This is a genomic window from Calothrix sp. CCY 0018 (assembly GCF_963920925.1).
Lineage (GTDB): Bacteria > Cyanobacteriota > Cyanobacteriia > Cyanobacteriales > Nostocaceae > Rivularia.
On the sequence record NZ_CAWUDI010000083.1, the window covers coordinates 1 to 18,898 of the forward strand.

Sequence of the window (18,898 nt, forward strand, 5' to 3'; positions counted from 1 at the left end):
TTTGAGAACAGCTAATTCCTTGCCTTGTGTATCCCAAATCCGGGCGGTATTATCCCAAGATGCGGTGAGAATGCGTTTGCCGTCGTCGCTAAATACAGCGCTGATGACACGCTCTGTATGGCCTTTGAGAACAGCTAATTCCTTGCCTTGTGTATCCCAAATCCGGGCGGTATTATCCCAAGATGCGGTGAGAATGCGTTTGCCGTCGTCGCTAAATACAGCGCTGATGACACGCTCTGTATGGCCTTTGAGAACAGCTAATTCCTTGCCTTGTGTATCCCAAATCCGGGCGGTATTATCCCAAGATGCGGTGAGAATGCGTTTGCCGTCGTCGCTAAATACAGCGCTGATGACACGCTCTGTATGGCCTTTGAGAACAGCTAATTCCTTGCCTTGTGTATCCCAAATCCGGGCGGTATTATCCCAAGATGCGGTGAGAATGCGTTTGCCGTCGTCGCTAAATACAGCGCTGATGACTTCTCTTGTATGGCCTTTGAGTTGATTGCGCTCGTTGATATCATTTAAAATGGTTTTTAAAGAACCCACGGGGCTAGCTGCGGGATATTGCCCAGGGCGATTATCTTTCACCATAGATTGCAACTTCTGCCCAGTTTCCATAGCTAGCAACAATCCTTCTCTATCGTAGGTCTCAAATAACCTTAAAGCGCTATCCGCTGCCCTTTCTAGTTCCGTAATTGTTTCTGCATTTGTGATTAATTTTTGACCATACCAACTCGCCCCTATAGCCCCCACAATCGCCACTGATAAAATACTCAAACTAATCCGATTAGTACGTTTGGCTTTCCTCTGGGCATCGGCGACAATCTGCTGTGCTTTTTTCTCGGTTTCTGCTAAAGCAAACTGAATTTCTCGCTTATCCAACTCCTGACTCGCAGCCAAGAACTGATAATCAACATCACTTAAGCTTTTTTCCTTTGCCCAATCCAAAGCATCCTGCAAAGCTTGTCCCTGCAACAGCCGCGATTCATCCCTTTGCTTTGCTTCTAACCAAGCCGTCAAAACCTGGGAATAGGGACGCAGTTTCGCCAGTTCCTTTTCCACCCACTCGCCATTAAACACCTCTTGGTAAATGCGGTTATACACCTGTAACTTACCGTCTCGCTTCACCACCAATCCCGTCAACCGCAACTCCATTTGTTCGGGGCTGTTATCTGTTGGTAATTCTCCCTGCTGTACTATTTGCTGATATATTCCTAGTAACCTGCCCGCACGTTGTTCGTTGCGAATAATTCTGTCGCGGATAGTTTTTAAATGTTCCGGTTCATCCTGGGTTTCCCAGTTATCAATGATACGAGATATTATCAGTCTTTCTACCCATTGTGACCTCTCCCCTAACCCCTCCCCTGCTAGGGGATGGGAATCATACTCCCCTACCCATCGTGACCCCTCCCCTACAAGGCGATGAGAATCATACCCCCCCTTCCCTAGTAGGGAAGGGGGCTGGGGGGTTAGGTCTTGCGTTAAAATCTTACACACCTTCTGAGTCAAAAAAGGTTGTCCCCCCGTCCAATGCAACACCTCTTTCAACACCTCTTGAGAATTGTCCCCCAAATTCTGGGCTAACGGTGCGCTTTCCTCCAACTCAAACCCACAAAGTTGAATTGCCCTTCCCAAATTAAACGGTGTACGATTTTTATCACTAATCAAATCCGCAGGAGTCGCCACCCCCAACAAAGCAAAAGTCAGCCGATTGTACTCCGTGCGATCGACTCTTTGGTTATAACAAGCACGAATCGCCGCAAAAAAATCATCTTTAAAATTTAAGCTGAGGAGACTATCAATTTCATCAACAAAAATCACAATATTCCCAGTAATTTTAACTAATAAAATCGTCTCAATAAACTTACCCAACTTCTGCACCGGAGACAGCAAACTATTTTCCTGCCACCAAACCTCTAAATCAAAATCCCCATAAAGTTTAAAAATCCCCACCAAAGTATCAATTACTCCCGCATACCACTGCTCCTGAGTAATATCCGCAGTCCCAATCGCCGTAATATCAACCGCAGCACAAGCAAACCCCTCATCCACCAACCGCTGCATCACCCGTACCCGCAAACTCGACTTACCCATCTGCCGACAATTCAGCACATAGCAAAACTCACCCGCTTTCAAGCCTTGATATAAATCTTCATCAGCTTGACGGGTAACATAAGTGGGTGCATTTGGCGGAAGACTTCCCCCGACTTGGTACTGATACTGTGTCATACCATTTTGGATTTTGGATTTTGGATTTGTTCTTGTTCGCAGGCTGGAGCCTGGAAACGGGATATTTATTGTTGTTAAGCCCAAATACCCGCCTTGAAATCAATTTCAAGGCTAATATACAAAGTACGTTAAAACGCACTAAAAGCCTTACCCAGTCGTCTTTAGACGACTTTACTTTTGAGCCTGGGAATTTATTCCAAGGCGGTTGTTGAGGCTTAACGAGAATGTTGCAAGATATCATATAAATAACTTTTGAATTTTAACTTTTGAATTTTAACTTTTAACTTTTAACTTTTAACTTTTGGATTTTGACTTTTTATTTTATCTACCTCACCCCCAAGCGATCGCCAAAGGATGTTGGGTTTCACTCCGTTCAACCCAACCTACAAGTGCTGTATACCATTTTGACTTTTGACTTTTAACTTTTGACTTAAATCAACGCACCTCCAAGCGATCGCCAAAGTACTGCCGATACAAATCACACAAAGGAATCACCGAGTTTCCCCGTAATTTAACCAGTCCCATACTCCGGAGTTTAAACGCCGCAGTGTTTCCCACATCCACTGGTTGTGCAACTTCTAACACCCGTTTGAATGCTGCCAACAATTCTTCATCTTCTTGTAAATTTAGCAGATGGCGGCGCAAATGCTCGCTGTAAGAACCTTCATCAGTCGGAGCAGTTTCCAAAAGCCTGTTTAAAGTAATTCTACCACGGGCAATTTCATACAATGCAACTCTGAGTAAATACGGATGTCCATCCACCAGATTTATCAACTGTTCTACTTGGGAATCAGTCCAACTCAATCCATGCAGTTGGATTAAATATTGCACTTGCGATCGATTCAAATCTGGTAACTCAATGGGTACCCCCACATTAAAAGGAGACTGATTGATATTTAGGGGGATGTAAACCTCCTTGGAATGCACAATCACCAACGCGAGTTTTTTCCAATCTACATCGTTTTTTGCCCGCTCATGCCAAGCCCGTAACAGCCCAAAAAAGTCAGCAGCAATCTCAGGATGCTTAAACACTTGATCTACTTCATCCAAACCCAAAGCAATAGAACTATTAATTTCCGGTAATAAATACCTCTCGAAGTACTTTGTACATTTATTTTTGCTACCTAAAATACCTTGCCAATACTCACTAAGTTTATCGGGCAAATTGAGTTTATCAGCAATACTGGCACAGAACCACTGCAAGAATAGATCCAAACTGTTCAGAAATTCCGCATCGGCTGATTGAAAATTCAAAGATACAGTTTGATAACCATGTTGTTTCGCATGGTGAAGAGTCCGCGTCATCAAAGAAGTTTTGCCCAATTGTCTGGGTGCTTTAATGCGAATCAGAGCCGCAGGTTGGAGAATAGCTTCATAACAGTCAACTTCATTGGGTGGACGTTCCACATAAAAAGGAGAATCTAGGGATACTTGTCCTTCTGGATTTTCTAAGGGGAATTTCGGTTTTATCTGGGTATCTTGAATCTCAGTTTGTAGTGGCTCTACTACAATCCCTCTTCGATTTGAGTCCGGTTTCGCTTGATCTGGCTGAATCGATAATGAGATTTGGTTACTCAAATACTTACTTTTAATTACCGGGGTAGAAACTTCCGGAATCTCTTCTAAATCAATCGCATTACAACCAAATGCAAAAGCATCCTCAAAGGTTCTACCAGCACCCAAACCATCATAAAACCCCTTAGCAAACTGAATTGCAGCTTTATCCCCAATCGCTTGATTCATCCCGACTACGCAGTCAACGTGTTGGTAAATTGCCTCAGATTGTGCTTCACTGTAGCAGGCATTGAGAACAACACATTTAATCTTACCTTTGAATAGTCCAAACAATCCCGCAAGGGAGCTTGTACTAACCAATTGCATCTCCCCAGACTTATTCTCCAAAGCTAAACCTTGACTACCAGAACCATGTCCGCAAAAATGCACGATTGACGGCTCATGATCTAACAAAGCCTGACGCAAAGTATCAGAACGCACCGCCCACTTAGAGATAATTTGAAAATGTTGTCGATACTTACAACGTTCCAACCCTGCTTCAATTTCCCGCACCTCTTCATCAAGACGCAGTTTAGATGTATCCTTGGGATTTGCTGATAGAATGAGGATTTTCTTCACTGTGCGATCGACCACTGTAAATTAAAATACAAATTAGCGTTGCTGATTAACGTCTAAATAGGAAAACTTCATTGACTTGGATTACTACACACCTTGGGGTAGAAATACGGAAATCCCACGACCTTTTCCGAATGTCGCAATTACCCTAATATATAATTTTGCACAATACTAACGATATAACAACCTCTTGGAGCATCCTTATTAAAGCTACTACGTACACCGAAATTCGCTATATTTATTTAGCATGAACTTGTAGCAGACAAATAAAAACAGTAGAAAGTGAGCGCTTAAATAATTGCTTGCTACTGTTATTTATTCTTTTGAATTTCTAATTTTTAGGACTTACGCAAGCCCCCCTTTAAAAGGGGGGTTGGGGGGATCTTAATGTTGGAAATACTACTTTACCGTTGAGGTTGCGTAAGTCCTAATTTATTCTTTTGAATTTCTAATTTTTAGAAAAATTTTATAATACTAGTACAAGTCGGTGGAAACTGATATCTTGCACCAATGTCGTTAAGCCTTCACAACCGCCTAGAAATAAATTTCAAGGCTAATATACAAAGTAGGTTAAAACGTACTAAAATTCTTACCCAGTCCTATTTATAGGACTTTGTTTATCAGCCTGGGAATTTATTCCAAGGCGCTTGTTGATAATGGTGCAAGATGTCGGTGGAAATAAAGCTACCATTTCAAATGGCACAAAAGCCTATAAAACAAGCTTTCTTACTTTTGACTTTTGACTTTTGACTTGTTTTACTAGTATTAACTAATCAATTTCAACTTTACAGTAACTTGATTTGAGCGTCCAAAAGTAAGCACTGGGTAACTTTCGGTATTTATATAATCACCACGATTGATTTGTCCATTTCCGTCTGAGTCAATATGAACGTTGACAGCATAATTTAACCGTCGATTTAGATTTGGGCCATATAAATTAACCTCTAATCTATTTTCAGTTCTAATTTTATCGGAAATCTTCCTGATTACTTGTTCTGAAATAATATTTGACGGAGCATCCGCACGGCTAACTTCTTCAAGACGTATATACCCAACTGCTTGAGGAAATATGCGCGTACTTTGAGGAAAAATAAGATTAGATTTGAGAAGCGGTTTTCTTGTCACAGGCTGACAAGCTAAAGCACTCGCAAAAACACCTGATAAAACCAAAGTTAAAAGCGGAACTATTGATGAAGCAAAAGCAATTTTTTTCGACATTATAATCCTTTTAATTTGTAAAATAAGTTAAGTCTGTAATTTCCAACTTTAAGTTATTAAGTAAGTCGGCGCGAATAAATATAATTGTGTTCTGTCATTGCGACGAGGCACGAGGAAGCAATCGCAAGGGTTTCAATCTTTTTTACATTTCGTTACATAGTTATATTTATTGGTGCCAACCTACTTATTCTCCCATTTAAAACTTGAATATAATTTGTGAACTTAAAGGTTACTAATTGTTGAGTTTTCAATTATAAATAGTTGTAGTTATTTTTAACTTATGCAGTTTCTTTTTTAAGCATCACATCTTTTTATTTCACTTCTTGTACATATACAGATACCCGATTTGGATATCCAAAAGTCAGAACAGGATAGCTTTCCATTGTTATATAATCGCCACGTTGGATTTCTTCACTTCCATTAATTGAGATATGGGCTTTTATTATATATCTGGCATTTTGCTCGTAAAAGCTATTTAAAGCAAATTCGACGCAATTTGTTACTCCCATTTGATGGTTTATATCGGCAATTACTTGTTTGCTGATACAAGTAGATGGAGCATCGATAAAACTAACATCTTCAAGGTATATATTTGCTGTAGCTCCGGAAAATGAACTTAACTTTTGGCTGAAAATAATTTCGCCTTTTACCACGGATGATAAAGTATTTAATGACATCTTTTTAGTGAAGCATTTTTCAAATTTCTGTTACCTATTCTCTGTTTGCTCCCTTGGTGCGCGTCCTAAAATTCATACAGGTTTCTTGTTCCCAGATTCAACCTGGGAACAAAGTTACCGAGGCTCTGCCTAGGCTGTTGACTTTGATAGAATTTCTCGGTTTTTATTCATACAGCTTTTATGTCGGTAAGAACCATAATCTTTTCCCTCACCCCGCCTCCGGCACCCCTCTCCCAAGCTTGGGAGAGGGGAAGGGGGAGAGGGCAATATCTTGAACACCAACACGTTTTTTGCATGAATTTTTATGCTTAAAAAATGTACAGAGTCAACAGCCGAGGCTCTGCCTCCAGGGGAGCAATGCGAGGCAGAGCCTCAAGCAATCGGTTCCCAGATTGAACCTGGGAACCAGTTAAAGTCAGGATACTAGTTTATAAGCCTAAATTAGAGTACACAATTTTTAACTTACAGGAAGATAAACCACTTGTCCCGGACTTAAATTTCTAGCCTCTTCTTCGCTAAAAGTACCGCCATTTGGGGTTTTCATAATTTCACGCCAACGGTTGCCATCACCTAATTCACGCTCGGCAACTAGAAAAAGTGTATCTCCAGACTGTATTGTATACGCACGAGCATTAGGAGCAGCGCCTTGATAGAGAAATTTAATGGTTGCAATATCACCATGACTTAAACTTTCTCTCTGCCCGATATTTTTTGCAGGATCGATAGGCACAATAGTTGGTTGACCATTTTTAGAAAAAGCTTTACTGCTGTAATGCATAATCGAGTCATAATCATAGTTACCGTGGTCATCACCATCGGTAATATGTTGGTTAAAATTATGCTGATGATCGGATTCGATGTTTTCCCAATTAACGCGAATATGTCTATCTCTATCCTCACGACTTTGTTCGTGCCATAGCCCTAAAGCGTGTCCGATTTCGTGAATTGTAGCACCATTACCACAACCTCCAGCTAAACCAATATCTTGCTTACCTCTTCCCGTCATACCTACAGATGAGAAACAGCCATCAGCCACTCTAAAGTAAATATAATTAGGATACTGACTAGCATTACCACTGGTGCGTCGTACAAATCTGATACTAGTCTTAGCCTCCCAGTGAGCGATCGCGTGACTTATCCGTTCTTGCTTGGGAAGATTCCCATCAATATCATAAGGTACGATACCGTTAGGCCAACGTCGCCCCTCACCAACGATAAACACGCCGCGATCGTTCGCTTCATCATCTTCTCCAGCCCGAACAGCGGCGGCTTTCGCCTCCATTTCCTCGACAGTACCGAGTACAATACAACCCTCGAACATTGCCAGTCCATCTACAACTGAATATTGAATTGGCTTGTTTTTAAAAGTTGCTCCAGAGATAAAACCCGTGCGAATATCCTCGCTGCTCACAAGTCCATCAAAGTTGTTTAAGTCTTGAATATCAGTCATTATTTGTCCTTTTGATAAATAAACATTTAACACAAGGTAATTGCTTCTAAATTATCCTTGCTACATCAGTCATAGTTGTCAGTGAAATTAACTTATGCAGTTTATCGAGGGAACCAACAAACTTTTTTATAAAAACTTAAAACCCTGGATAAAAAAGGCTACCCTACAAAGAAGCAAATTCGTTATATTTCACATCTGGCAACATTCTCAGTAGCTGGAGGCAGAGCCTCCAAACCATAGTTCCCAGGTTGAACCTGGGAACCAGATCGATGCAGTTTATGCTCTTAACTAACAAATTTGCTTGGTGAAATCTTGCTCCCCTTCCAGGGAAGGGGCTGGGGGTTAGGTTTGTATTATATTTAACCGTAAGGTCTCATATTATTGCAGTAAACGTTATCGTCTGCACTTACACCTACCAATTGGCAAAACTCTCTGTAAAAGCTTACCCTTCTCTCAACTTTGTCATTAGTAGCTTGGCCACATTCCAAACCACCGTTGATAATATTGATAGTCATACCAAAACCAGGGGTACGTCCTTTGTTTGTATCATCGGGGCTGGGAGTCCAACCGCCGCTCATCACTGCATGACAAGAAGGCTTTGGTGATTGAGGAGTCATCCAGAACCATAAGCCTGTAGAAAATGCGATCGCGCCATCCGTCTTGACTAGATCCGGGTTAGAAAGTAAATCGACACCCAAGGCTTGACCTGCTGCACCATAGTTGTAATTCCACGATAGTTGCATTGGACCGCGACCGTGATAGCTGCGACCGGAGACACAGGGATAAGTGGTGTTATTGCGATCGCAATATGTAGCTTCACAGCCGCCATCTATACAGGCTAATTCTTCAATGTATTTAAGACCACTAGTTTCGTGGGCAATATTAGCTAAAAATGCAGCTGCTTCACGTTTGCGCTGAATGTCAGTTCCTTGATTGCAGAAGTTTGGGTATTTTCCTGCCGCAGTTACTAAACCTTCGTAGGTGTACAGACTGTCGCGATTTGGGAACATATTTTGGTAAGTTTGACTGGATACAATATCCGCAAAACTACCGCTGACTGGAGGTGCTGGAGGTGGGGTAGGAGTAGAACCATCGGGAAGGCAGACTTCATCACCGGGCTGCAATCTCCTAGCTTCGTCTTCTGTAAAAGGAGTGCAATTTGGTTTTGTTATTTCCTTCCAACGGCTACCATTACCCAATTGTCTTTCGGCAATAATAGCTAGTGTATCTCCTGAGTTAACAATGTACGATTTTCCACATGAACAAGCCATAATAATCTCCAAAAACGACAAAATTAACTTTCAATAATACGGGGAGAGGGAGATTACAATTTGCGAGAATTGTAACCCCGCATTTTGCAGAAATTTTAATCCTGCTTAACCCCTATTAGCCCTTATGCGCCAAAGTTTTGCGTCCAATAAGTACCATATCTACCACCGCGAGCATATCCAACCCCAATGTCACGAAAGTTACCATTGAGAATGTTTTTACGATGACCGGGACTATTCATCCAAGAGCGCATTACATCTTGAGGTGAAGATTGCCCTGCTGCCACATTCTCAGCAGCCCTGCGAAAATTATAACCATATCGCTTGATGCGATCGCCCATAGATGAACCATCGGAGCCAGTGTGGCTCATAAAGTTATTTCTTGCCATATCGTTGGAATGTGCTTGGGCTGAAGCATTTAGTCGCGAATGGATTCTCAAGGGTGATAATCCGGCTTTGCGTCTTTCGTTATTAACAAGATTGACAACTTCTTGAACTACAGATGTGGATCTGGTGTCGGACTCGATTGGTGATGAATCTTCGCTATCACAAGATAAAGGCATCTCTGGTAAAGCTGGATTTTCCAGTTCAACAACGATGGGTTCGTCAATAACAGTTTCAGAGGTTGTTGCCTCTAAATTGGAATCAGGTGATATAGTCATGATTTTTTCTTTTGAAAATTTTGTGTTGTTAGTCAGCGTTTTGGATTAACCATTGCTGTCTGTATTGATATAGTGCCGCTGGTTTTAACTTATGCAGTTAACCATTCCTTCTGCAACTGCGGCTTCGCCAAACAAAACTCAACTTTTACCTGTAAACGAGGTCTATTGGCAATAGTCATCTTCTACTTTCGGTATTATTTGAAGTTAAGTTCGGAACTGCAAAACAGTTATCCCGATTGGGAATAAACAATATTGTTTGCATTCTAAGTTTATATAGTTAAAGGATTTTGGACTTATGCAGTTAGCTCGATAAAGTGAGTAATTGATTATTTTTTAATCTACCTCCACCAATAGCCAAAAGAGCAAAATTACCTCTTAGGGAGGATATCAAAATTGTTAAAAATCATTCAATATCTATCTTGGCTTACTAAAAATATACAAATGTAATATTTGATTATCGGCATGAATCAAGAAAATCAAGAACCAAAGCAAGCTGATACGAACAAGCAAAATGAGGACGATTCTTCTCGTTCTCCCGGAGTTGACAGAGTTGATAGGGATTCTCCAGGAGTTGACAGAGGCTTGAAGAGTTCGGAAAATGCATCGGAAAAGAATCAAGAGTCGAATAAAGATAGTGAAAAAAAATAGGTATTGCAAACAAATTAGGATTAATTAAAATTACCCAATATTAAAAATGTAGAGATGCAAGCTAATTACATCTCTACAAAAAAATATATACAAGGTTTCAATTTTTTTTTAATCAAATGTTCTTATTCAAAGAAATTAGTTAGGACTTACGCAAAGCCCCCCTTACTAAGGGGGTTGGGGGGATCTGAACGTTTGGAATGCCTAATTTATCGTTGTGATTGCGTAAGTCCTATTAGTATTATTAAATAATCGGGATAATCCGAGCTACTATACCAGAAACGTTCCGAATACCACTAATAATATTCACCGTATTATTGACGCTTTGCAGTGCATTATCTAAAGATTTAAGAGCTTGATGAAGTTCTACTTCTAAAGGCTTCATTTTTGCTAAAATATTTTCCAAATCCTGTTTTTCTAATTCATGAACAGCTTTTCGATAACGTTCTCGCTGTTTAAGAAAAGCTTGTTTTTTTGATTCATCCGGCTCTTGCTCTAATATAGGTTGAAGTTGGTTAAGCTTTGCTACTTGTTCTCTCATTTGAGAAAGCATATTATTAGTTGTTTTCATTGTTTGAAATTTCCTCTTGGATTGGTTGTTGTTTATTTTCTAGTAGTGCTAAAAACGAATCGATATCTTTTAAAGCATTATTAAGCCGTACACCAGTAATTTTTCCTTCTACAGAATCTTTAAAAACATTCTTAAATTCTGCTAAAGCAATACTGGCATTATCTAATTCTTCGACTCGCGTATCTATGACAAAAATTTCATTTCTTCTCTGAATCCAACCCTCCTCATCTGATATTGCAACCTCATTAATTAAGGGACGAATCACAAAGCGTTGCTCTTGTGCTAGTCGTTTCCTTTCAACTTTATTTTTCATAAATTCACTAAGTTTACCGAGCATTTCTTGCTGAATTGTTAACTCCTGAAGAATAGTGCGATCGCGCTTTTCTAGTTCTTCTCTCAAGGCACCATTAATTTTAGAATGAATTGCCAGATGTCCTATCCCTTTTAATATGCCGGGATTTAAAGAAAATCTAGTTGTTTGTAAATGGGAACTAATTTTTTGTAAATTATTAGTAATTCCTTCAATTTCTTGCTGAGTTCTTTCTGGTGCGTCGGAGCGAGCAAGTTCATCTAATTTATAAAAGTATTTTTTTAACAATCGGTTATGATTACGAATATCATTGATTATTTGTAATACTTCTTTATCTTGCTCGGAAACCTGGATATATTGTTGGACTGTTCGATTGGAAATTCTATCGTCTGATAATATATCTTCTGAAGTTGATTCTACTTGCAGTTTGCCAGCTTTAACTAATAATTCGTCAACAGCAGTTGTATATTTATCTCCTGCTTCTGTAAGTTGTTGGTATTGTTTGCTATATTTGCAACCAGTTGATAAAGCTGCAACTACAGCGACTAATACAAATGTTTTGCGAAAATTGTGCGGCATCATTTATCCTCCTCTACTTGATTTTTAATGTCTGTAATCGATGTTTGGGTTACTAAGATATAGAAGATAGTTGATTTAACTTATGCAGCAGTGTGATTTTTGATTGATTACATTAGGTGATAGTTGTAAGTTTAATTAACTTATGCAGTATTGTAGGCAGCGCAATTTATAGACGTTACACTGTAACGTTTCTACACGGGTTTCGCTTATCTAGAAAATTTAATATGACGGGACGTAATTACTTATTTATTCCATCACACAAATTGCTATCGCCTTCGTTTGAATTATTCTTGAGATAATCTTCAGACGAATTGCAAGCTTGTTTCATCAGTTGGTCAGATGAGTGAATTTCCCATAATTTAACGCTACCGTCGCTACCCAAAGTGGTCAGTAATTTACCGTCGGAACTTATACTAATGCTGTTAATCGCAGATTGTTTCGTGTTCCATGCTGAGTAGGGTAATTGATCTGTAGGGTTCTGCAAATTCCACAATAAAATGCGACCTTTGCTATCGCTACTAATAATCTTTTTACTGTCTGGGCTAAAAGTGACTGAGGTTATTTCCGGGCCATATATTTGAAATGCTCTGTTCCATTCACTTTGTAAATCCCACAAACGAATAGTACCGTCTTCACCACCGCTAACTATTCTCTGACTATTTGGACTAAATCCCAAACTATTCACCGCACCTAAATGACCTTCAAATAGTTTTCCCAAGAGTTTACCTTGAAGATTCCACAGACGAATAATACCGTCTTCGCTACCACTGATTATTTTTTGAGCATCTGGACTAAACGCTACACTACGAATCGGACTAGAACCATCTTTAAACGGTTTTCTCAAAATTTGACCGTTGCTTTTTCGCAGTTCTATACCACCGTCATTATTACCAATAATAATTTGCTGATTATCCGGACTTAGAGCTAAACTTTTGACAGTTCCTGAATGCTGGAATGGTTTTCCTAAAAGTTGACCGTTCTGATTCCACAAACGAATAAAACCATCATTGTCAGCAGTAACTATTTTCTTACCATTGGTACTCAAACTGACGCTGCTTGCATTATTTTGATTTTGATTTTGATTACCAAAATTTTTGTTTTCAAACTTATTTAATTCCTTACCTTGTAAATCCCAGATACGAACCATCGTATCATCGCTGCTACTTGCTAATTGTTCACCCTTGGGACTAAAACTGACACTTCTAACAGGTCCCCGATGAGCAACGAATTTTTCTAATTCCTCACCTTGTAAATTCCAAACCTTAACAGTACCGTCTCCTCCTCCGGTAGCTAATTGCTTACCCTTCGGACTAAATTTTACACCCCAAATCTTAGCTTGTTGTGCATTCCATTCTTTAGATAAGATAGGTTGTTTACCTGCTACATTCCACAATCGAACAAATTTATCTTCTCCTACACTCGCAAGTAGTTGACTATCTGGATTAAAACTAAGACCGCTGACAGAAACTTTATGAGCTGTAATTTTACTTAATTCCTTGCCCCGAACATCCCACAGCCTTATAGTACCATCATCCAAACCGCTTGCGATTAACTGACCGTTCGGACTAAAACTAAGACTTTTTACTGGTTTTTGATCGCCTTTTAATTCTACTGATAACTTACCCTGTAAATTCCATAAACCTACAGTACCGTTATTTCCTTCGCTAGCTACTAAATTACCATCTCGGCTAAACTCAATTCCCCACAATCTACCTTGCTGTGCATTCCACTGTTGAATTAACTTACCCTGCAAATTCCACAAGCGGATAAACCCATCATCTCCAGCAGTTGCGACTAAGTTCGCTTTAGGGTTAAATTTAATGCTTCTTACCGAACCTTTTTGTTTTTCTTTTTCTTGTTCAAATTTCAGCAACTCCTTACCCTGCAAATTCCACAAACGTGCCGTACCATCATCACCACTAGTAGCAAAATATTTACCATCTGGACTAAATACTACAGCTCTAACCGGACGTGTGTAACCTTGTAAACGGTTGCTTTCTCTCACAGTATAAACTGCTTTTTGCAGCGTTCCTTCTATATCTTCTTTTAATTGAATATTGGGTGGGAATAATTGTAAAAGTGGTTGTTTGAGAATATTTCCTGCTTGTAAAATTGTAATCATTCCATCTAAAGATTGATTATTTTCCAAGCTTATTTCTGCGGATTCTCTCGATTTACTGGCTTCTCTTATTTGTGAGCTTCTCAGATAAAAGAAAAGTCCAATAGTTAATCCAGTTAATCCTAAGATTACACTAATAGTAACCCGCCATCGCCAACTTATGTTTCTACGTTTTTGTAACACGCTACTTGCCACAAACTCACTTTCTAACTTATTAAACCAATTTTGTTTAAAATTAAGTTGCTCGTTTAAAACATCAAGATAGGGATTGGAATTCCAAAGAAATTGTCCGGGTTTCTCCCTCAAACTTTGTTGCTGATTTTGTCTTTGCTTCCAAAGTTGAATTAACTGTGCAGTAGTTTTATTAAATAAATTTTCAACAGTATTAAATGTCCTATCTAAGCAATTAAATAAGATTCGGGACTTAGCTTGAAAACCCGATATTTGTTGCTTACTTTTAACACCTTGCCATTCTACCGCAGCAGATGTGAGTCGTCGTTGTAAAATTAAAGCTTCTTCTTCATCTTGTTTCCAGCTTAGCAATTTATCCCAACCCCTTACTAAAGCATCATGGGCTGGTTCCACATACGGTTTACCTTCACTATCTTGTCCTTCCACTAACAACCTCGCATCTGTAAAACGGGCGATCGCCTCTTGGATGCGGGTATTTTCTGGTTCGGGGTACTCCAACTCCGATAATGCTACTCGTCTGCGAGCTAATTCTCCACCACCTACGGCAACCATTCGCAGCATTAAGTTACGGACAGTAGCAATATAAGCCGTATCTTTTTTAACCAATTGATCGTGTTCGTAATCTGCTCTTTGAGTTAGACTGCGGGTTACTCCTCCCAACTGTTCGTAATCAGCTTCTGTAATTGCTCGGTCTTCCCTTGTTCCTTCTCTAACACTCTTTAAATACTTTAAATACAGTTCGCTTAAGGTAAAAGAAAGTAACGGTAACGCCCCTGGCATCTGAGCTACTTCATCAACTAATTTTTCTACTAAACTGTGGGGTTCAAAATACATAACCCTTGCGGAAGCAGGTTGCTCGATGCAAGCCCGTAATTCCTCCCGCGTCATTGCCGGAACTATAAACCGAGATGCATACCAATACGGCTCTAAAACTGAGTTAGATAATTGAGGTTCAAAATCACTACGTAAAGTCAGTATAATTCGTAAATTATCTGAATAATTAGCTACTAAGTTAGTTAATAAATTGAGAAACTCTTCCCGCTCTTGGTCGTTACGACACAAAGTCAGTAATTCTTCCACTTGGTCAATTATTAGTACTAATTTTGACTGCGGATTTTGCTGTAACCAATTGGCTATATCATGCTCGCTATTAACTAATAGTTCATCCGTTGCTAATGTATTATTTAAAGCTTTTAACGGCGACTCCCCAGGACGCATAGGTGCAAGGATATGCCATTGTGGATTTGATTGTTTAATGTAAGGTATTAATCCCGCTTTCACCAAACTGGATTTTCCGGTTCCCGAAGCACCCAAAACTACCGTTAATGGTTGTTTTTCAACTTGCCGATATAACTGTTGTGTTAAGGCTTGTCTACCGAAAAACAGTTTGCTGTGTTCTTCATCAAACGACTTTAAACCGCGATAGGGATTTTTTGATTCATCTAAAGGTGGTGCTGGTGGTAAATTTAATTCGTGTCCGGGAGAAAGAAAGATATATTCTCCTTTATCATGCTTATTTAAACACCAAATACAAGGGGTTTGTCGCAGACGATGTTTTTCTGTCGGAACTTCGACTCTATCTCTTAAATATAAATATAATTCTGTTGCTGTAATTACTCCATCTCCAGCTGATTTACCATTTTTGGCGGGTGGATAAACATCTGCTTGTCCTTCAAGTGCTTCTAATAATGCAGTAGCAAAAGGGGAATGATTGCCGACTTGACCGCGTTCTGTATCTAATTTAAAGTTATCTAATGCTTTTTGGTCGGAGGCTGAAGAAGTTATGATTTGCCATGCAGCATCTATAATAAAACGGTCATAACGTTCTTTGTGAATTACTTCTGGTGTTGTTAATAGATCTCTGGTACTCGACCAGCGAAAAGCGCCTGCGAAGCAGCAATCGAAAACCCCCAAGAAATGACGGCAAGATAATAAACTTAAGGCATCGTGTAACTTAGTCATCGGCAGATAACTATCAATATCGCCTCGTTTCGCATCCTGGGGAATTAAGTAACCAGCAGGGCCATCATCGCCATTGAGCGCGACTCCGTGACCGGCAAAGTAGAATAATAAACGGTCATTTTCTGTAACTTGTTGCTGTAAAGTTTTTTCTAAAAGTTGATTTAAATTACTTAGCGTTGCAACTTCGTCTAAGCATACCCAGACTTGATAATTATGCTTTTCTCGGAGAATTTCTACAAGCTTTTTAGCATCGTTAACGGCAGTTTTTAAGGGAGAAATGCCGTTGCTGTAATTGTTGATGCCGATAATAAATGCAAGATTGCGTTTAAACATATGATTCTCCAAGCATTTATGCGAAGCTATTCTCTATTCTTGTAATTCACGTTTCTAAATCTTTAATTGCCTCTTCAACCTCAATCAGAAGTGAACCTAAATCTTGAGTGACTACTTGCCAAATAATATCTAAATCAACATCAAAATAAGCATGGATAATACGATTTCTCATGCCAACAATCTGTCGCCAAGGTATTCTTAAATACTTAGCTTGACAAGGCTCAGAAACGCGATTACCTGCTTCACCGATGATTTCAATTAATCTTACTAAAGCCAAAGATAGCATCCGATCGCTATCCAAATCTTCTCTAGTACGATTTTTAGTAAAAGACAATGCTTCTTTTGCCGCATCTCTAATGTGTTTTAGCCGAGTTAAATCATCAATTTTGCTCATAAATGACCATCGCTTCTGCTAAGACTTGCTCGCGAAAATAACGACTTAAATCTGCCGATGTTCTTAAATCTATCTGGCGATTTATTATATTTGATAACTCATCCTCCATTGTAGTAATAGCTAAACCTGGAGTTTTTGCCGGTTCAAATTCTACTAAAACATCAACATCACTTTCTTTTGTAAAATCATCTCTTAATACTGAACCAAATAAAGACAACTTGCGAATTGAGTTACGTTGACAAAATTGTTTAATTTCTGCTTGAGATAAATGTAAAGGAATTTTTTTCATGGTTATAAGATTGATAATTTTATCTCCATGATAACTTGAGTTTACCTTCGTTATATATTAGTCATAAAGTCTTATGATGTTAATAATTTTACCAAATATTTACATATTAGTTACAGAGATGGCGATCGCTTTCACTGACATCGGGGTTATTTTGTAGATAATCATGCACACCATCGCAAACAGGTTCCATTAACTTATTTAGCTTATCCAACGACAAATCTTCTAAATTCCATAAAATCACTTTTCCGGCACCAGCAGAGACAATTTTCTTGCCATTAGGACTGAAAACAATGCTCCTAATCCAATTATCATGTCCATAAAGGGTTTGCAGTTCCTTTCCCTCTAAAGTCCAAAGTTTGACAGTTGTATCTTCACCTGCTGAGGCGAGCATCTGACCGTCAGGGCTGAATGCAACGTTATTGACCCAACTTGTATGCCCCGTGAGGGTTTTATAAGGTTGAGTTTCAAATTGACCTATAAAGTTCCGCTTCCACAGTTTGATGTTTGTGTCTGCACTAGCAGTGGCAATTGTTTGACCATCAGGGCTAAACACAACACTGTTAACGGCAGCTTGATGTCCGGTAAGGGTTTGTAGTTCCTTACTCTTATCAAAATTCCAGAGTTTGACTGTATTGTCATCACTAGCAGTAGCAATTGTGTGACCATCAGGGCTAAAAGCGACGCTGAAAACTTTACCCTTATGCCCGGTCAGGGTTTTATAAGGTTGAATTGCAAATTTACCTGTGCTGTCGTCCCGCTTCCAAAGTTTAACTCTGTCTCCTCCAGCACAGGCAATTATTTTTCCATCATGGCTAAAAGCAACGCTTTCGACACCACCATTATGCCCGGTGAGAGTTTGCAGTTCTTGACCCCCAATGCTCCAGAGTTTGACAGTTTTGTCATCACTAGCAGTAGCAATTATTTGACCATCGGGGCTGAAAGCGACGCTTCTTACCCAAGGTGTATGCCCAGTCAGGGTTTGGTAAGGTTGAGTTTCAAATTGACCTGTGCCATCCCACTTCCAAAGTTTGACGGTTCCATCGATATCTGCCGAAGCAAGCGTCTGACCGTCAGGGCTAATAGCAATCCTCCAGATTGCTGCGTCATGCACATTACCAAGAGTTGGTGGTTTTTTGCCCTCATATCTCCAAAGCTTGACTGTAAGGTCAGTTGAGGAAGCCAGAGTGAGCGTCTTTTTATCAGGGCTGAAAGCGACGCTGAAAACCCAACTTGTATGCCCAGTGAGAGTTTGTATTATCCCACCATAATGGTCAGAAAGTATAACAGTTTTGTCTTCAGTTGCTAAGGCAAGTGTCTGCCCATCGGGGCTAAAAGCGACGCTGCGAAATGAACGTACATCTCTAAAATCTAATATTTTTGGTTGAGTTGCAAATTGACCTGTAATGTCTCGTTTCCAGAGATTTATAGTTCCGTTGGAATTTGCCGAAGCCAGGAGCTGACCGTCACCGTCAGGACTAAACACAACACTATTTGCCACAGCCCCATGCACAAGTGTTTGTATTACCTTACCATCATTAAGACTCCAAAGTTTGACCGTGCTGTCTTGACTAGCAGAAGCAATTGTTTGACCATCGGGACTAAAAGCGACGCTTGTTACCCCACCACGATGTCCGGTAAGGGTTTGGTCGGCTTGAGTGTTAAATTGACCTGTGTTATTTCGTTTCCAAAGTTTGACCGTTTGGTCATCGCTAGCACTAGCAATTGTTTGACCATCAAGACTAAAAGCTACGCTTGTTACCCCACCACGATGTCCGGTAAGAGTTTGCTCGGGTTGAGTATTAAATTGACCTGTGCTATTTCGTTTCCAAAGTTTGACCGTTTGGTCATCGCTAGCACTAGCAATTGTTTG

13 protein-coding genes and 1 pseudogene are annotated in these 18,898 nt (G+C 39.8%); 1 reads left to right on the forward strand and 13 read right to left on the reverse strand.

Annotated elements, in window-relative coordinates; genetic code table 11:
* The 7 genes from ACM03V_RS33530 to ACM03V_RS33560 all read right to left on the reverse strand — a co-directional run.
* Positions 1–2,229 (reverse strand): AAA-like domain-containing protein (locus ACM03V_RS33530; RefSeq protein WP_414625142.1); only part of this gene is annotated, 2,229 nt, incomplete at its 3' end.
* A 435-nt stretch (positions 2,230–2,664) separates the two neighbouring features.
* Positions 2,665–4,362, reverse strand: a complete 1,698-nt coding sequence (locus tag ACM03V_RS33535; protein WP_414625143.1) for an AAA-like domain-containing protein — start codon at positions 4,360–4,362, stop codon at positions 2,665–2,667.
* 762 nt (positions 4,363–5,124) lie between these two features.
* Positions 5,125–5,577: a YbaY family lipoprotein gene (locus tag ACM03V_RS33540; RefSeq protein ID WP_414625144.1), complete on the reverse strand. Its 453-nt coding sequence runs from the start codon at positions 5,575–5,577 to the stop codon at positions 5,125–5,127.
* Positions 5,578–5,888: 311 nt separating this feature from the next.
* Complete coding sequence (locus tag ACM03V_RS33545) at positions 5,889–6,254, reverse strand: YbaY family lipoprotein (protein WP_414625145.1); 366 nt, start codon at positions 6,252–6,254, stop codon at positions 5,889–5,891.
* A gap of 457 nt (positions 6,255–6,711) precedes the next feature.
* The gene (gene legP / locus ACM03V_RS33550; protein WP_414625146.1) at positions 6,712–7,704 is read right to left on the reverse strand and encodes a Dot/Icm T4SS effector Zinc-dependent metalloprotease LegP; all 993 of its coding nucleotides are present in this window, start codon (positions 7,702–7,704) and stop codon (positions 6,712–6,714) included.
* Between the two features lie 359 nt (positions 7,705–8,063).
* Positions 8,064–8,975, reverse strand: a complete 912-nt coding sequence (locus ACM03V_RS33555; protein ID WP_414625147.1) for a glycoside hydrolase family 19 protein — start codon at positions 8,973–8,975, stop codon at positions 8,064–8,066.
* Positions 8,976–9,097: 122 nt separating this feature from the next.
* Positions 9,098–9,634: a CAP domain-containing protein gene (locus tag ACM03V_RS33560; protein ID WP_414625148.1), complete on the reverse strand. Its 537-nt coding sequence runs from the start codon at positions 9,632–9,634 to the stop codon at positions 9,098–9,100.
* A 462-nt stretch (positions 9,635–10,096) separates the two neighbouring features.
* Here ACM03V_RS33560 and ACM03V_RS33565 point away from each other — a divergent pair, with 462 nt between their 5' ends.
* The gene (locus tag ACM03V_RS33565) at positions 10,097–10,282 is read left to right on the forward strand and encodes a hypothetical protein (protein ID WP_414625149.1); all 186 of its coding nucleotides are present in this window, start codon (positions 10,097–10,099) and stop codon (positions 10,280–10,282) included.
* 241 nt (positions 10,283–10,523) lie between these two features.
* On the opposite strand, the gene ACM03V_RS33570 is transcribed toward ACM03V_RS33565, so the two are convergent.
* The 6 genes and pseudogenes from ACM03V_RS33570 to ACM03V_RS33595 form a co-directional block, all read right to left on the reverse strand.
* Positions 10,524–10,850 (reverse strand): hypothetical protein, encoded by a 327-nt coding sequence (locus ACM03V_RS33570; RefSeq protein WP_414625150.1) that lies wholly within the window; start codon positions 10,848–10,850, stop codon positions 10,524–10,526.
* A complete protein-coding gene (locus ACM03V_RS33575) occupies positions 10,837–11,742 on the reverse strand; it encodes a hypothetical protein (RefSeq protein WP_414625151.1) in 906 nt (301 codons plus the stop codon). Before ACM03V_RS33575 ends, ACM03V_RS33570 begins: the two co-directional genes overlap by 14 nt.
* A 235-nt stretch (positions 11,743–11,977) precedes the next feature.
* On the reverse strand, positions 11,978–16,345 hold the full coding sequence (locus ACM03V_RS33580; RefSeq protein WP_414625152.1) for a caspase family protein: 4,368 nt from the start codon (positions 16,343–16,345) through the stop codon (positions 11,978–11,980).
* Positions 16,346–16,391: 46 nt separating this feature from the next.
* Positions 16,392–16,739 (reverse strand): DUF86 domain-containing protein, encoded by a 348-nt coding sequence (locus ACM03V_RS33585; RefSeq protein WP_414625153.1) that lies wholly within the window; start codon positions 16,737–16,739, stop codon positions 16,392–16,394.
* Positions 16,726–17,028: a nucleotidyltransferase family protein gene (locus ACM03V_RS33590; protein WP_414625154.1), complete on the reverse strand. Its 303-nt coding sequence runs from the start codon at positions 17,026–17,028 to the stop codon at positions 16,726–16,728. Before ACM03V_RS33590 ends, ACM03V_RS33585 begins: the two co-directional genes overlap by 14 nt.
* A 106-nt stretch (positions 17,029–17,134) precedes the next feature.
* Positions 17,135–18,898, reverse strand: a pseudogene (locus ACM03V_RS33595) (hypothetical protein); the annotation flags it as partial.

What these genes read in the sequence shown, in the direction of transcription:
- ACM03V_RS33540 (WP_414625144.1), bottom strand. Translation starts at nt 5,577, where the DNA reads ATGTCGAAAAAAATTGCTTTTGCTTCATCAATAGTTCCGCTTTTAACT.
- ACM03V_RS33545 (WP_414625145.1), bottom strand. Translation starts at nt 6,254, where the DNA reads ATGTCATTAAATACTTTATCATCCGTGGTAAAAGGCGAAATTATTTTC.
- legP (WP_414625146.1), bottom strand. Translation starts at nt 7,704, where the DNA reads ATGACTGATATTCAAGACTTAAACAACTTTGATGGACTTGTGAGCAGC.
- ACM03V_RS33555 (WP_414625147.1), bottom strand. Translation starts at nt 8,975, where the DNA reads ATGGCTTGTTCATGTGGAAAATCGTACATTGTTAACTCAGGAGATACA.
- ACM03V_RS33560 (WP_414625148.1), bottom strand. Translation starts at nt 9,634, where the DNA reads ATGACTATATCACCTGATTCCAATTTAGAGGCAACAACCTCTGAAACT.
- ACM03V_RS33565 (WP_414625149.1), top strand. Translation starts at nt 10,097, where the DNA reads ATGAATCAAGAAAATCAAGAACCAAAGCAAGCTGATACGAACAAGCAA.
- ACM03V_RS33570 (WP_414625150.1), bottom strand. Translation starts at nt 10,850, where the DNA reads ATGAAAACAACTAATAATATGCTTTCTCAAATGAGAGAACAAGTAGCA.
- ACM03V_RS33575 (WP_414625151.1), bottom strand. Translation starts at nt 11,742, where the DNA reads ATGATGCCGCACAATTTTCGCAAAACATTTGTATTAGTCGCTGTAGTT.
- ACM03V_RS33580 (WP_414625152.1), bottom strand. Translation starts at nt 16,345, where the DNA reads ATGTTTAAACGCAATCTTGCATTTATTATCGGCATCAACAATTACAGC.
- ACM03V_RS33585 (WP_414625153.1), bottom strand. Translation starts at nt 16,739, where the DNA reads ATGAGCAAAATTGATGATTTAACTCGGCTAAAACACATTAGAGATGCG.
- ACM03V_RS33590 (WP_414625154.1), bottom strand. Translation starts at nt 17,028, where the DNA reads ATGAAAAAAATTCCTTTACATTTATCTCAAGCAGAAATTAAACAATTT.